13 protein-coding genes are annotated in these 15,376 nt (G+C 67.7%); all 13 read right to left on the reverse strand.

The window, feature by feature from the left end:
* Positions 1-7 precede the first annotated feature (7 nt).
* Entirely contained in the window at positions 8-1,660 is a 1,653-nt protein-coding gene (locus tag BLV31_RS18230) for an amidase (protein ID WP_064061383.1), read from the reverse strand.
* Positions 1,657-2,622 carry a carbon-nitrogen hydrolase family protein gene (locus BLV31_RS18235; RefSeq protein ID WP_019288200.1) on the reverse strand — a complete coding sequence of 322 codons (966 nt, stop codon included), beginning with the start codon at positions 2,620-2,622 and terminating at the stop codon, positions 1,657-1,659. Before BLV31_RS18235 ends, BLV31_RS18230 begins: the two co-directional genes overlap by 4 nt.
* Before the next feature lie 72 nt (positions 2,623-2,694).
* Entirely contained in the window at positions 2,695-3,780 is a 1,086-nt protein-coding gene (gene rutA / locus BLV31_RS18240; RefSeq protein WP_064061382.1) for a pyrimidine utilization protein A, read from the reverse strand.
* Positions 3,781-3,912: 132 nt separating this feature from the next.
* Positions 3,913-4,962, reverse strand: coding sequence for a LacI family DNA-binding transcriptional regulator (locus BLV31_RS18245; protein ID WP_064061381.1), 1,050 nt, complete (start codon positions 4,960-4,962; stop codon positions 3,913-3,915).
* Positions 4,963-5,112: 150 nt separating this feature from the next.
* A complete protein-coding gene (locus BLV31_RS18250; protein ID WP_019288197.1) occupies positions 5,113-5,913 on the reverse strand; it encodes an ABC transporter ATP-binding protein in 801 nt (266 codons plus the stop codon).
* Positions 5,910-6,962 (reverse strand): FecCD family ABC transporter permease, encoded by a 1,053-nt coding sequence (locus BLV31_RS18255; RefSeq protein ID WP_064061380.1) that lies wholly within the window; start codon positions 6,960-6,962, stop codon positions 5,910-5,912. Before BLV31_RS18255 ends, BLV31_RS18250 begins: the two co-directional genes overlap by 4 nt.
* Positions 6,959-7,978: a FecCD family ABC transporter permease gene (locus BLV31_RS18260; RefSeq protein ID WP_064061390.1), complete on the reverse strand. Its 1,020-nt coding sequence runs from the start codon at positions 7,976-7,978 to the stop codon at positions 6,959-6,961. The genes BLV31_RS18255 and BLV31_RS18260 overlap by 4 nt, the downstream gene beginning before the upstream one ends.
* A 20-nt stretch (positions 7,979-7,998) precedes the next feature.
* Complete coding sequence (locus BLV31_RS18265) at positions 7,999-9,036, reverse strand: iron-siderophore ABC transporter substrate-binding protein (RefSeq protein ID WP_039583813.1); 1,038 nt, start codon at positions 9,034-9,036, stop codon at positions 7,999-8,001.
* Between the two features lie 141 nt (positions 9,037-9,177).
* The gene (locus BLV31_RS18270; protein ID WP_064061379.1) at positions 9,178-9,963 is read right to left on the reverse strand and encodes a helix-turn-helix transcriptional regulator; all 786 of its coding nucleotides are present in this window, start codon (positions 9,961-9,963) and stop codon (positions 9,178-9,180) included.
* Between the two features lie 60 nt (positions 9,964-10,023).
* Positions 10,024-12,573 (reverse strand): phosphoenolpyruvate synthase, encoded by a 2,550-nt coding sequence (locus BLV31_RS18275; protein WP_064061378.1) that lies wholly within the window; start codon positions 12,571-12,573, stop codon positions 10,024-10,026.
* Positions 12,574-12,688: 115 nt separating this feature from the next.
* Positions 12,689-13,744 carry an AAA family ATPase gene (locus BLV31_RS18280; RefSeq protein WP_064061377.1) on the reverse strand — a complete coding sequence of 352 codons (1,056 nt, stop codon included), beginning with the start codon at positions 13,742-13,744 and terminating at the stop codon, positions 12,689-12,691.
* Positions 13,744-14,373 carry a nicotinamide riboside transporter PnuC gene (pnuC, locus tag BLV31_RS18285; RefSeq protein WP_064061376.1) on the reverse strand — a complete coding sequence of 210 codons (630 nt, stop codon included), beginning with the start codon at positions 14,371-14,373 and terminating at the stop codon, positions 13,744-13,746. Before pnuC ends, BLV31_RS18280 begins: the two co-directional genes overlap by 1 nt.
* 121 nt (positions 14,374-14,494) lie before the next feature.
* Positions 14,495-15,346 (reverse strand): sulfurtransferase, encoded by an 852-nt coding sequence (locus BLV31_RS18290; RefSeq protein WP_064061375.1) that lies wholly within the window; start codon positions 15,344-15,346, stop codon positions 14,495-14,497.
* Between the last annotated feature and the right edge of the window lie 30 nt (positions 15,347-15,376).

Here is a 15,376-nt window from a genome sequence, read left to right on the forward strand (position 1 = left end):
GGCACGGCTATCCATCGGCACGGCGGTCGTGGACATCGGTGACGGACTGCAGCACCTGCGCCAGGCGCAAGCACGTGTCGTCCGCCCACGGCCGTCCCACCAATTGCACACCGACCGGCATCCCGTCGGAGAAACCCGCGGGCGCCATGACGGCGGGCAGGCCGAGATAGTCGAACAGCCCCGTGTTGCGGCCGACGATCGACTGCATCGGGTACCGCACGCCGTCGATCTCCATCGTCACGTCCGACAATCGCGCCGCCGTGGCGCCGATACCCGGCGTGACGAGCACATCGATACCCGCGGTGTCGAAAGCGCGGATCGCGTCCTGCTGGGCGAGCGTGCGCCGGCGCACCGACCGCAGATAGTCCACCGCCGAGGGCACGAGTCCGCGCGCGATCCGCACCTGCGTGCCGACGTCGTACAGGGCGAACTTCTCGAGGGCGCCCTCCTGATTGGAGGCGAGCTCGCAGGTCATGACGATCGTGACGTCGTCGTGGAGCTGGTGGGCCTCCGGGATGTCGACGGACACGATCTCCGCGCCGAGGGTGCGGAAGGTGTCCACGACGGTCTCCCAGGCGGCGAGCACGCCGGCGTCGCACAGCTCGGTGAACCAGGTCGTAGGGACACCGAGGCGAACACCGGCCAGGGACGGTGCCGCGGCGGTTCCCGCGGCGACGAGTCCGTCCTGCACCTGCTGTGCTGTCTCGTCCGGTACGGCAGCCGGGTCGTAACCGTCCGGCCCGGCTAGCACCTCGAGGGCGAGCCGCAGGTCGGCCGCGGAACGTGCCATGGGACCGATGTGGTCGAGGGTCCACGACAACGACGCGACGCCGGTGCGCGGCACGAGACCGTAGGTGGGCTTGATTCCGGTGAGATTGCACAGGGCGCTGGGCACCCGGATGGATCCACCGGTGTCGGTGCCGAGGGCGAGCGGGACGAGTCGCTCGGCGAGGGCGCCGGCCGAACCGGTCGACGATCCTCCCGTCCATCGGTTCCGGTCCCACGGATTGGTCACGGCACCGTAGCGTGCGTTGTGCGGTGCACCGCAGGCGAACTCGGTGGTGGCGGTCATGAGCACGGGGATGGCTCCGGCCGCGCGGAGGCGGGCTACGACGGTCGCGTCGGTCGCCGCGATGCGGTCGCCGGTGGTGCGTGAGCCCGCGGTGACGGGCGCCCCGGCCACGTCGATGATGTCCTTGACGGCGAAGAAGACGCCCTCGAGCGGGCGTGCGGTGCCGGTGCTCCACCGTCGGTCCGAGTCCGCGGCCGCGCCGTCGGCACCGTCGATCACGGCGAGGACGGCCCCACCGGACAGTTCCGGGTCGCTCCATCGGGCCCGCAGCGCGGTGAGAACGTCGGTGGGGGTGGTCGCGCCGGACCGGTAGGCGGCGAGCAGGTCGAGGACGCCGAGTTCGTGTACGGGCGTGTCGGTACGGACGGCGTGGGCGGGTGCCTCGATCGGCGAGGCCGGGACGGGACTTGCCGCCAGCAACGCGGTGGAATGCGCCGGCTCGCAGGCCGGACCGTCCGGCACCGAGGCCAGGGGCGTGCGTCGCCCTGCCGCGAGAAGCGGCTCCATGTCGGCGCGAGCCTGCGGGAGCAGGTCGTCGACGGTCGTGGCCGATGCGGCGGTGAGGTCGGGATAGTCGGTGGTGGTCATCGGAGCACCTCCGTCGTCGCGGAGGCCGGCCGAGGCAGCGGGGCCGGCCGCACCGTGCCGGTGGTGAGGTCGGCGAGCAGGCGCAGCACGTCCGGGCGCCGGTCCCGCATCAGCGGGAAGGCGGCGCGTTGCGTGGGGACCGCGTCGAGATCGAGGGTGAACCGCAACGTCTCCCCCGCACGATGGGCCGGGGCCTGGGCGACGATCGCACCGTTGGGGGCGATCACGCACGACAGGCCGAAGTAGTCGACCGTGACCCCGTTGAGGGTCTCCGGGCCGGCGCGGTTGGCCGCGACGATCCACATCTGAGATTCGAGGGCGCGGGTCTGCAGTTCGGCGAGGAAGAGGTCCTCGCGGGTGCCGAGCGACGAGACGATCGCGAGCATCACCTCGGCGCCGAGTGCACGGGCGACCGCCCAGTTCTCGGGGAACGTGCGGTCGTAGCAGATGACGCAACCGAAGCGGGTGCCGAAGGCGTCGACGGTCGCGGGCGCCTGCCCGGGCGCGAAGTGATACTTCTCGTCGATGTCGACGTCGCCGACCTTGCTCGCCGGCAGCGACAGTTTCCGGTAGGCGGGCAGTGTTCCGCCGTCGGGGGTGCGCCAGCTCAGGATCTCGCCGGTGGCGTCGATCATGACGACGGAGTTGTGGGTGACGTCGTGGGCGGTACGTTCGAAGACACCGAAGGCGATGGCGCATCCGAGTTCTCGCGCGAGTGCGCCGAACAGGTCGGTGGCGTCGCCGGGGATGGTCTCGGCCCAGGACGTGCGGTCGACCTCGTGGCTGGTGCAGAAGTAGGGAGTGGTGATCAGCTCGGGCAGGACCACCAGGTCGGGTGTGGTGCCGTCGTCGGGTGCAGCTGCCGCGCGCACGAGGGCGGCGAGTCCGGCAAGGTTGCCGAGGAGGTCCTCGGTCAGTTCGCCGGCCTGAACAATGGCGACGTCGAGGGTGCGCGAAGTCAAGAGAAACCTCCTGGAAATGGGTTGACGGGTGGGAGCGCGGCTCGACGCTCGCGCTCCCACCCGTCGTTCGTGTCAGGCTGCGGCGGCCTGGATGGTGTTGCGGCTCTTCATCAGAGGCTGGATGCGGGTACCGAAGTTCTCGATGCCCTCGACGAAGTCGTCGAAGGTGAGCATGATGCCCTTGATGCCTTCGAGTTCCGCGACCTCGTCGAGCATCTTCGCGACGGTCTCGTAGGAGCCGACGAGGGTGCCCATGTTGAAGTTGACCGCGCCCTCGGGCAGCGAGATGGTCTTCGCCGTGGAGGAATCGTCGGCGGTGGCATCGGCAGCGGACTGATCGGCCATGTAGCCGAGTGCGGCGAGGTCGGCGTTGTCGTGGTAGTCCTGCCACTTCGCCTGTGCCGCTTCGTCCGTCTCGTCGGCGATGATCATGAACAGGGTCAGCGCACCGACGTCCCGGCCGGTCTCAGCGGCCGCGTCGACGAGGCTCGCCACGGAGTCCGAGATGGCGGTCGGGGTGTTGATCCCGGTGCCCATGATGAAGTTGAAGTCGGCCATCTCGGATGCGAACTTCATGCCGCTCTTGGACTGTCCCGCCGCGACGATCGGTACCCCGCCGCCGGACGGGCTCGGCGAGAGCACGCACTCGTCCATCGTGTAGTGCGCACCCTTGAAGTTGCTGACGCCGTCGGCCCACAACTGCTTCATCACCGTCACGTACTCGGTGGCCTGCGCGTAGCGGTAGCCGAAGTACTCGTCGCCGGGCCACAAACCCATCTGCGTGTATTCGTTGGGCGCCCAACCGGTCACGATGTTGACACCGAACCGGCCGGGAGCGATCGAGTCGATCGTCGACGCCATCCGGGCGACCATCGCCGGCGGCAGGGTGAGGATCGGAGTGGAGGCGAACAGCTTGATCTTCTCGGTGACGGCCGCGAGACCCGCCATGAGCGTGAAGGATTCGAGGTTGTGGTCCCAGAACTCGGTCTCGCCACCGAAACCCTTGAGCTTGATCATCGACAGGGCGAAATCGAGGCCGTGCTTCTCGGCCTTCTGCACGATCGTCTTGTTGAGTTCGAACGACGGCATGTACTGCGGGGCGCTCTTGGAGATGAGCCAGCCGTTGTTGCCGATGGGGATGAAGACGCCGATTTCCATGTCACTCACTCCTGAGGGGCGGGGAGATTCGAGGAAGCGATCCGGCGGCACTGCCTGGCTCGCTGTGACTTCGAATGTATTCAGGAGTTGTTGCCGGATGTGTGTCGACGGGTAACGGGATTGTTGCCCGCGTTAACGATCGGCGACGGACTGCGCAAAGGGCACCGAACAGGGTGCCGCACTCCCCCGCGGCACCCACTCGACGTCGAAGTTCCGATGCACCGGCCGTCCCTCGTCCCCGTCGATCCGCGCCAGCAGCAGCTCCGCCGCGGCCACCGCCATGTCCTCGAGCGGCTGGCGCACGGTCGTCAGATCGAAGATCGACCAGCTCGACTGCTGCAGGTCGTTGTATCCCACCACCGAGACCTCACCGGGCACATCCAGATCGAGCCGCTTGGCCGCGTCGAGAGTGCCGTAGGCGATGTAGTCGGTCGCGCAGAACACCGCCGTGGGACGATCCGGCCCGGTCAGCAGCATCAACCCACCGGCGAGACCCGTGGCCGCATCGACGGCACCGCGATGGACGCACCCCTCGTCGATCGGTATACCGCGCTCCTCGAGCCGGTCGCGGAAGCCCTTCTCACGCAATCGGATGCTGGGGTTCTCCAGAGGACCGGAGATCAGGGCGATGCGGGTGTGTCCCATGTCGACCAGATGGTCGGCGACAAGCCTGCCACCACCGATGTTGTCGGAGGTGACCCGATCCACCCGGTGCGCATACCGACCGTCGACGTCGCGATTGAGGATGACGAGGGGAATCTTCCAGTCGATGATCTCCGACACCATCGGTGAATCGAGGCGCGAGGAGATGAACACGACGCCGTCCACCAGTCCCCCGCGCAACGCGAGGATGTCCTTATCCAGAGATCCCTCGGTGCGGTCGCTCATGAGCAGGACCCGGTAGTCGTTGCGGGCGAAGCAATCCTGCAGAGTGTTGACCAGCGTCGGGTACGACGGATTGTGCAGGTCGCCGCTGACGATCCCGATGGTCGACGACTTCCGGGTGATCAGGCTCCGGGCCGTGAGGTGCGGGACATACCCCATCTCCTTCGCGAGAGCCCGGATGCGCAGGCGGGTCTTCTCCACGACGCGCGGGTCGTCGCGCAGGGCGCGCGAGACCGTCGATTGCGACACCCCCGCGCGGCGGGCGACGTCGTAACTGGTGACCGACCTGTTCCCCATTCCCGGATTGTAGGGACACGAGACAGGGAGAGCAGAGTTCGCGCGGAGAACAGGGCGAACCTCCGGCCTCTCCCGCGCATTCGCTACGACTTCTGCTATCCGCTGCAGAAGTTTCCGTAGCGGATGACCATTCCTGTAGCGGATGGACGGTCACATGATGTGGTGCCGACCCACCGGCAGCACCAGCGGCTTGCCGGAGACCGGATCGGAGATCACGCGACTGTCCAGACCGAAGACCGCCTTCACGGTCTCCCCGGTGAGCACCTCGGAGGGATCCCCCGACGCATAGATGCTGCCGTCGGCCATCGCGACGAGGTGGTCGGCGTAGCGCGCGGCGAGGTTGAGGTCGTGCAGGACCATGACGATGGTTGTCCCGCGGTCGCGGTTGAGGTCGGTGAGCAGGTCGAGCACCTCCACCTGGTGGCTGACGTCGAGGAAGGTGGTGGGTTCGTCGAGTAGCAGCAGGTCGGTCTGCTGCGCGAGCACCATCGCGATCCACACGCGCTGCCGCTGACCGCCCGACAGTTCGTCCACGGAACGCTCGGCGAGTTCGGTGGTGTGGGTGGCGGCGAGCGCATCGGCCACTGCCGCGTCGTCCTCCCGGCTCCAGCGCGAGAGCACCCGCTGGTGCGGATGCCGGCCGCGGCCCACCAGATCGGCGACGACGATGCCCTCGGGGGCGATCGGCGACTGCGGCAGCAGCCCGAGCGTGCGGGCGAGCTTCTTGGCGGGCAAGCGGTGGACGTCCTTGCCGTCGAGCAGGACGTGGCCGCCGCGCGGCGACAACAGTCGCGACATCGACCGCAGCAGCGTCGATTTCCCGCACGCGTTGGCGCCGACGATGCACGTGATCCGCCCCGGCGGCACCTGCAGGTCGAGGTTCTCGACGACGGTGCGGTTGCCGTAGCCGAGTTCGAGGTTCTCGGCGATCAGGGCGTGCATTGCGGTCACAGCGAGCCTCCCGCGCGGTTGGAGCGAATGATGAGGTAGACGAGATAGGGCGCGCCGAGCGCACCCGTCACCACCCCCACCGGGTAGCGCGTGCCGAAGGCGTATTGGCCGACGAAATCCGCGACCAGCACGAGCAGCGCCCCGACGAGTGCCGCCGGGACGAACAGCGACGTGCCCCGCCCCACGATCCGCGCGGCGATCGGGCCGGACAGGAAGGCGACGAATGCGATGGGTCCGGCCGCGGCGGTCGCGAACGCGATGAGTCCGACCGGGGAGACGATCGCGAACACGCGTGTGCGTTCGACCCGCACGCCGAGTGCCTGCGCGGCATCGTCGCCGAGCTGGACCATCGACAGGTTGCGTGTCTGCACGAGCAGCACGGGCCCTAGCACCAGGAGGGCGGCGACGACGGGCACCGTCGCACCCCACGTCGCACCGTTGAGGCTGCCGGTGAGCCAGCGCATCGTCTCCTGCAGATCCCAGGTCGCCGCGGTGCTCAGCAGGTAGGAGGTGACGCTGTCGAGCATGGCGGCGATACCGATGCCGATGAGGATCAGGCGTGTGCCCGCCACCCCGCCGCGATAGGACAGTCCGTAGATCAGGAGAGCCACGGCGAGACCGGCGATGATCGCGACGACCGACACCCCGGTGCCACCGAGTCCGAGCACGATGATGGCGAAGGCCGCCGCGGCGCTCGCGCCGGAGCTGATGCCGATGATGTCGGGGCTCGCGAGCGGGTTGCGCAGCATCGTCTGGAAGGTGATGCCACCGAGGCCGAAACAGATGCCGGCGACCACCGCGAGGACCGCGCGGGGAAGCCTCAGGCGGCCGACCGTGAAGTTCGCGCCGGCCACGTCCTGTCCGAGGACGACGCGCAGCACGTCCGCGGGCGGATAGAACGTCCGGCCGAACATCAGACTCGCCGCGAAGGCCGCGACCACGAGGGTTGCGAGCACGGCGATGACGAGACGGCGTCGGCGTCCGCGCCGTATCCGGCTCGCGGCGAGGTCGTCGATGCCGGTGTCGATGGTCTCGAGTGTGGCGGTCACAGTTCGCGCAGTTTCTGCCGTCGGACGATGTACACGAAGAAAGGCGCTCCGATGAGCGCGGTGATGATGCCGACGTCGATTTCGGCGGGTCGCGCCACGATGCGGCCGACGACATCGGCGGCGGTGAGCAATCCCGCGCCGACGAGAGCGGAAAACGGCAGCAACCACCGGTTGTCGATGCCGATGAGCAACCGGCACAGGTGCGGCACGACGAGGCCGACGAACGCGATGGGGCCGGCGATGGCGGTCGCCGCCCCGCACAACAGCACCGCACCGAGCGAGGCGATGCCGCGGGCGAGAGCGACCCGTTCGCCGAGACCGGCGGCCATGTCGTCGCCGAGCGCGAGCGAATTGAGGCTGCGCGCCGACAGCAGGCAGACGGCGAAGCCGAGGACGAAGAACGGCAACGCCTGGGAGATGGCGTCGAAGTTCGCTCCACCCACGCCGCCGATCTGCCACGACCGCACGCTGCCGGCGATGTCGCCGCGCGGCAGGATCACTGCGGTGACGAACGACGCGAGCGCCGCCGAGGTGGCGGCACCGGCGAGGGCGAGCTTGAGGGGTGTCGCTCCCCCGCGCCCGAGCGACCCGATCGTGTAGACGAACACCGCAGCGGCGGCGGCACCGATGATCGCGACCCAGATCATCGACGTCTGCGTCCACAATCCGAACCATGCCATGCCGATCACGACGGCGAGCGAGGCACCCATGTTGACGCCGAGAATGCCCGGGTCCGCCAAGGGATTACGGGTCACCCCCTGCATCACGGCGCCGGCGAGACCGAGCGCAGCGCCGACCAGCATCGCGAGCACCGTGCGCGGGATGCGTTTGGCGATCGCGCCCTGACCGATGTTGTCGGTGGCGCCGCCGAGAGCCGCGACGATGTCGGCCCAGTCGACGTTGCGCGAACCGATCGTGATCGATGCGATCACCAGCAGGACGAGCACACCGAGCAGAACGAGAAGCCAGACGGAATTGCCGATGGCCGAGCGCCCCTTCTCGGAGGCGCTCGGCATCGACTCGTCGTGTAGTGCGGTCACTCCGCGTTCGTCTTGGCAGCTGCGTCGGAGAGCAGCTGGACGTAGTCGGACAGAACCCAGGAGATCGCCAGCGGCGTCGGGTTCGCTGCGGTGCCGAGCGGCCCGGAGCCGTCGAGGAAGACGATCGAGCCGTTGCGGACGGCGGGCATCTGCGACAGCAGCGGGTCGGCCTCGAGCGCGTCGACGAGTTCCTGGTCGCCGTAGGTGACGATGATCTGCACGTCGTCGAAGACGTCGACCTGCTCGGCGCTGACCTTCTTGGAGAAGGCGTCGTCGGTGGAGGCGTCCGCGACGCTCTTCGGGGTGGCCAGTCCGAGGTCCTCGAAGAAGGCGGCGCGGGTGTCGTTGGCGGTGTAGAAGCTGACCTGGCTCAGGTCGGCGGTGTCGACGTGGGTGAGGAACATCGTCGCCTTGCCCTCGAGTTCGGGGTGGGCGGCGGCCGCGTCGGCGATCTCCTGTTCGAGGCTCGCGACGAGCTCCTCGCCCTCCTCGGCCATGCCCAGGCCGGCGCTGTTGAGCTCGATCATGTCGCGCCACGAGGTGGCCCAGGGAGCCTCCGGGTACGCGACGACGGGAGCGATCTCGCTGAGGGTCTCGTAGTCCTCCTGCGTCAGACCGGAGTAGGCGGCGAGGATGACGTCGGGGTTCGTGTCGGACACGGCCTCGAAGTCGATGCCGTCGGTCTCGTCGAACAGCACGGGGGTCTCGGCGCCGAGTTCCTCGAGACGTTCCTCGACCCACGGCAGCATGCCGTTGCCGTCGTCGTCACCGAAGTTGGCGGCTGCCATACCCACGGGTACGACGCCGAGCGCGAGCGGCACCTCGTGGTTGGCCCAGTTGACCGTGGCGACGCGTTCGGGTTTCTCGTCGAGGGTGACGGTGCCGAGCGCGTGCTCGATGGTGATCGGGTACTCGCCCGAACCGGCGGAGCCGGAGTCGGCGGTGTCCGAGGAGTCGGAGGATCCACAGGCGGTGAGACCGAGGGCGACCGCGACGGATGCGGCGGCGATCGTCAGGAGGCGCTTCGAACGCATGGAGGCAGAACTCACTCTCGTACGGGGTGGGGGCTCGGCCTTACCACTGGCGGCAGTTAGGCGAGGTTTGCCTAAACCGTAATGTTCGCCCGAATCCGACGCAATCGCTCGATCGGGACATCCCCTGTAGCGATCGGGACATCAGCCCACCCGGAACATTCCCGGTGTCGTGCCGGTGACCCTGCGGAAGGCCGCGCCGAACGCGCTCGCCGATCGGTAGCCCACCTGTTCGGCGACGTCGTCGACATCCGTGCCGTGGCCGAGCAGCATCACCGCTCGCTGCGCACGGACCGCCGCGACCCAGCGTCCGAGACTCAGGCCGGTCTCCGCCCGGAAGGTGCGGGTGATGGTGCGGGTGCTCACCCCGAGTTCGGCCGCCCAATCCGAGAGCGTCCGCGGATCGCTCGGGTCCTCGGCGATCGCCTCGACGATCGGTCGCACGACCGTCGACGACGGCACCTGCACCATCAGTTCGTGCTCGGCGGGGGTGAGCACGTCGAGCACCATGCGCTCGGTCAACGACCGCGACTCGTCGCCGAGACGATCGTCCGCCAGCCGGTCGAGCAGCAGTCGCAGCAGGGGTGCCATCTCCACCGCGACCGGACCGTCGGACAGCGAGGGAGCGGAGTCGATCCCGAAATGCGCGGTGCGGTACCAGGTTCCGGCGGGCATGACACCCCAGTGCAGCAGGCCCGCCGGAATCCACAGTCCCATCGTCGAGGTGATGGTCCATGTGCGCGACCCGATGGTCGCGCTGGACGCGCCCCGGTCGTTCCACAGCAGCTCGTGCGTCGGGTGCGAATGCGGCTCGAAGCGGGTCTCGCGGGAGACGAGTTCGTCCATGCCTGCGATGACGAATGGCACGTCGATCTCGCCGGCCTCGTAGACCGGCAACGTCCTGCTCTCCGCCGCCTCGACACTCTTCACTCGGCCTCCTCCGCTGCACGACGACGACAATCCTCACACGTCGCGCTGCCGAGGCGCCGGTCAGGACAGGATCTCGACGTACCCTTCCGTGCCGTGCACGCGGATGCGCTGTCCGTCGCGGATGATGCGGGTCGCGTCCTCGACACCCACGACGGCCGGCAGCCCGTACTCGCGCGCGATGACCGCGCCGTGGGTCATCACGCCGCCGACCTCCGTCACCAGCGCGCTGACGGTGACGAACGCCGGGGTCCAGCTGGGGTCGGTGAACGCCGTGACCAGGATGTCACCGGGTTCGAGATCGGCCCGGTCCATGTCGGTGACCACGCGGGCGCGGCCCTCCACGACACCGGTGGACACCGCGATACCGGGTAGCGCCCCGTCGGGCAGGCCGTCACGGCTGTACGCACCGGTGAGCGTCTCACCTGTCGACAGCAGCACCCGAGGCGGCGTGAGCGTGGCGAACGATGCGAACTCCCGCTTCCGCTCTGCAACGAGGTCACCGACCGGTTGTGGCGCGCGAACCACGTCCTCGAGTTCGTCGAACCGCAGGAAGAAGATGTCCTCCTCGTCGTCGATCACCCCGGCTCGGACGAGACGTTCCGCCTCCCGCAACAATGCCTGCTTGTAGACGAAGTAGCGGCCGATCATGCCGTACTTCGGATACTCCCGATATCCCGCGAAAGCGCGGACCCGGTCGACGAGCCTCTCGATCTCCCGCTCCTTCTGCTCTCCGTCGGGCAGACCCCGCACACGTTCGAGGAGTTCGCGCTTCTTCTCCTCCGCCTGGCGGCGACCATCGTCGAAACGCTGTGTCGCGGCACCGGTTTCGAAGTTGTCGAGATTGCTCACGATCATCGGGACCAGCATCGTGGGGCGCTCACCCCATCTGGGCCGGGTGATGTCGATTTCCCCGACACACCGCCTGCCGTACTTGCCGAGGAAGTCCTCGAGTGCCGCTCGTACCTGCGGTCCGCCCTCACGCGCGCCGAGTTCGTCGAGGAAGCGTGCGTCGTCGAAGCCCTCCGCGTCGACCTGCCGCAGGAACGCCACGACGTCCGGGTACGGGCGCGCGGCATCGGCGACGTCGAGCAGCGCCAACCCCATCTCCGAAGTGACGTTGTAGGGCACCGAGCGCGAGACGACGTCCGCAACGTTCTTCTCCCCCAACCATTTCTGCCCCACCTCGTTGAGCCGCTCGGCCGCTTGCATACCGGCGGCGAGCACCTCTCCGACCTCCTTACCGAACAACGAATCTTGCAGCTCGCGGATGTCGGCGCGGATGAAATCGAGCAGTGCCGAACCGGTTTCGTTCTCGATGCGACGCGCCGATTCGGCGATCGCGGCCTCGTTGCGCGCGACGAGTTCGGGCACGACGGCCGGGTCGATCTCGTCCGGAGCGGGTGGCAGGCCGACCCGCGAGGCGGCAGGGTCATCCGGGCGCGTCGGGACGAATCCTCGATCGAGCACGGTTCGCAGCGCGTCGCCGAAGAGCGGGTCGGACCTGCCGATCATGTCCACGATGCCCGGTCCCTGGGTGGGTGAGGCCAGCATGGGCGTGACGTCGACGAACAGCCGCCCACCCGCGTGTCGCATGGGCGCACGGCTGGTCAACTGCCACACGGAGATTCCCAACGGTTTCAGCGGATCGGTCATCATCTGCTGATGTCCGACGGACAGGTACACGTGATTGTCGTCGTCGCCGGCCTCCGGGACGGGGAACAGCGTGGTGATCGGTCGACTCTGCACGATGTGGAAGACGCCGTCGGCCAGGCACCATTCGATGTCCTGGGGACGCCCGAAGTGCGCTTCGAGGCGCCTGCCCAACCCGACGAGTTCGACGAGGTGCGTGTCGCTCAGCACCGGTGTCTCCTGCCGTTGCGTCCGGTCCACGACCTCGTCGGCACGCACCGCGTACGCGTCGGCGTTCACCAAGCCCGACACCAGGTCGTCACCGAGCCCGGCGACCGCATCCACGCGGGACACCGTGCGGTCCGAAGTGACGGGATCGGCGGTGAACAGCACACCCGATGCCTGCGGGAACACCATCCTCTGCACGACCACGGCCATGTACACCTTCCGGTGGTCGAAACCGTTGTTCACCCGGTAGGCGACGGCACGCTCGGTGAACAACGAGGCCCAGCACCTGCTCACGTGCCGGAGAACGTCCTCGACACCCCGGATGTCCAGGTAGCTGTCCTGTTGCCCGGCGAACGACACCGTCGGCAGATCCTCGGCGGTCGCGGACGAGCGCACCGCGACGGGCACATCCTCCCCGAGTTCGCGGACCCGCGCGGCGATCTCCTCCGCGATGTCACCGGGGATCGTGCACTCTTCGATCGCCGTACGGATCTGCGTGCTCAGCGCTGCGATGTCGTCGGGTTCGGCCTTCGCGAGTCGCTCGAGCAGGTCGTCGACACACGGTAGCTCGGAGAGCACCGTTCGATAGGCGTCCGTCGTCACGCAGAACCCGTCGGGCACGTCGACGTCGGCGGCGGACGTATTGCCGCGGAGCGGCACGAGGCGCCACAACTCCCCCAGGCTCGCTCCCTTGCCACCCACGATCGACACCGCCGTGCGGTCGATCTCCCGAAAATTCTGTATGTAACCCATTCCAGCTCCCCACCTGCGAATTCAATGCTGTGTGGGCGAGTATGAACCCACTTTTCGATCCTCATGAGGGCCAAAGATCCGGTATAACGTGAGAAGGGGAAGACGAATTTCGACGCTACAGCGGCGCGCCGAACTGCGAGCCCAGCCGCAATGTCTGGTCCGCCACCAGTTCCGCCAGGTCGACCCGCTCCTCGAGACTGCCGGTGAGCATCACCCACGAGCGTCCCGTGGCAGTGAGCGCGTCGACGAACCACTCCGTCATCTGCGCGCGGATGTGTTCGCCGTCCCGGATGCCGTCCTGCACGAACGGAACACCGTTGTGGTCGGTGAGCAAGTACAGCGCTCGCCGGTCGCGGACACCGCGCCACGCCCGCTCACTGCTGCCGAGATAGCGTCGCTCCCACACGGTGGTTGCGAACGCGTCGGTGTCGCAGACGAGCAGCGGAGACCCTTCCCGTGCTGCCCGTTCCTCGAGTCGCGTCTGTTCGACGGCGATGTTCTCGAAATCGTCGCCGGTCCAGAAGATGTCGCTCACTTCTCCGGTGCGGAGCTTGTCGTAGGTGACCTGTCGTCCGTATTCCGGCACCCAGCCGGTTCGTTCCCACACACCACCGCGATCTCGGAATCGACGCACCAACTCTCGGCTCACGGTGGTGGTGCCCGTGGATTCGGAGCCGAGGACGACGATGCGGGTCGTGAGGCCGGCACGGGCCGGTGCGTCGAGATCGTCCCAGCGCCCGGCGAGATCATTACGGCAGGCTGTGCCGGAGGCGGGATGCGCGACACGCAGCGGGTCGACGCATACGTGCGTGGCCGAGAAGCGTCGCGCGAGCTCGTCGCCGTACCTCTCGCTGGAGACCACCGCGTCGACCGGAACATCGGTGACGGTGCGCGCGGCTGCTTTCATACAGGCGACCTGCGCGGCCCATACGGTGTCCGATTCCAGGTCCATCGGTGCGTCGCACGGAATTCCCGTCACGGTGACCGTCGTGTCGACGGCGTGTGATTCGCGCATCCACGACACGCGGTCACCCAACGGAGTCGTCTCTGCTGCAGAGGACATGACGACGACGGTGACGCGTTCGGCGATCTCCGCAGCGCGCCGGACGAGGTGATGGTGACCGACGTGAGGTGGATAGAACTTCCCGATGACGAGTGCGTGCCGATACATCACTGCACCTCCACCAGTTGCCGCTCGACCGCCATGGAGCGTCGCCAGGCAACCAGGCCCCGAACGCACAGGAGCAGGAAACCTGCGTACAGCAACGCCGTGAGTGTCAGTCCCTTGTGCAGGTAGAGCGGGATGTAGATCAGGTCGGCGACGATCCACAGCAGCCACGACTCCCACCGCTTCTTCGCCTGCCCCCACGTCGCGAGCAACGACAGCAGGGTGGTGGTCGCGTCCCAGAACGCGACGGTCGAGTTCGTCGCGACCTCCAGCAACGCTGTCAGCCCGATCACCGCAGCGACACCGACGACCGCGAGCACGCTCCACTCGGTCGTGTTCGTGCCCGTCACCGGCAGGGCATCCCCGTCCCTGCCCCGCGCCCAGTTGCTCCAACCCCACACGGCGAGCACGATGTACACGACCTGCAGTCCGGAATCGGCGTAGAGTCCGGCGGTCGCGAAGAGCAGGATCCACACGAGGTTGTTGGCGATCCCGATCGGCCAGTTGAGGATCGACTGCCGTCCCACCAGATACACGCACCACGCGCCGCTGACGAAGCCGAACACTTCGGCCCAGGTGGTGGGCGTACCGAGTGCGGTGAATGCCGTCGAGTTCAGAAATGCGATCATCATCGCCGCCTTTCGCTTGTGGCAGCGATTAGATCATGTTTGCTCTAACTGATGCAACGGTGAAATCGACTTCGGTGTTCTCGACGGCGCTATACGACGTCGAGAACACCGAAGTTTCGGAGGATCAGCGGGGGTCGGGGCCCTCCACGAGCGGCAGGGATTCGTCGGCGGTCCACGCGTTGAGCGAACCGTCGTACACCGCAACGTCCGACCGACCTGCAGCTGCGAGCGCGTGCGCGAGTCCGGAGGCCGCGATGCCGCCGCCACAGTAGGTCACCGGCTTGACGTCCGGATTCAGGGCACCCGCCTTGTCGAAGATCTCGCGCAGTTCCGCCGCCGGCTTCAAGCGTCCGGTCGATGGGTCGACGAGGTCGCCGAAGGGGATGTTGATGCTGCCGGGGATGTGTCCTCGCCGCGGGTAGGAGGGGCTCTCACCGCGGTAGGTCGCAGGATCCAGGGCGTTGATGATCAGCGTGTTCGGGTCGTCGAGCGACGCCGCGATCTCCTCCGTCGACCGCACGAGCTCGGGCCGATGCTGCGAGGTGAAGGTCGCGCCGTGCGGGACCACCTGCTCGTCGGAGAGCGGATAGCCGGCAGCCTTCCAGGCGGGCAGTCCGCCTTCGAGCCGCAGCTGCCACCACAGTCGCGCGGCCCAGATGCCGTTCTTCTGGTCGTACAGCACCACGCGGCGGCCTTCACCGATGCCGACCGCACCGGCGGCGGTGGCGAACCGTTCCGACGACGCCGCGGTGAACGGTTGCGGTGCTTCGTGATCGGAGAAGTCCGTGAACAGGTCGGCGTAGACCGCGCCGGGAATGTGCTCTTCCAGGTAGGTCGCCAACCCGGGTTCGATGTGCACGGCCCCGTCCGGCGGCGTGCTCAGGTGCACGGTGGCGTCGACGATGACGAGGTCCTCGTCCCCCAACTGCTCGTACAGCCACTCCGCGGAGACGGTGTTCGGCTTCGTGTCGCTCATCGAGGTCCTCCTCTGCTCTCGGTATCTCCT

The sequence above is a fragment of the Rhodococcus pyridinivorans genome (assembly GCF_900105195.1).
Lineage (GTDB): Bacteria > Actinomycetota > Actinomycetes > Mycobacteriales > Mycobacteriaceae > Rhodococcus > Rhodococcus pyridinivorans.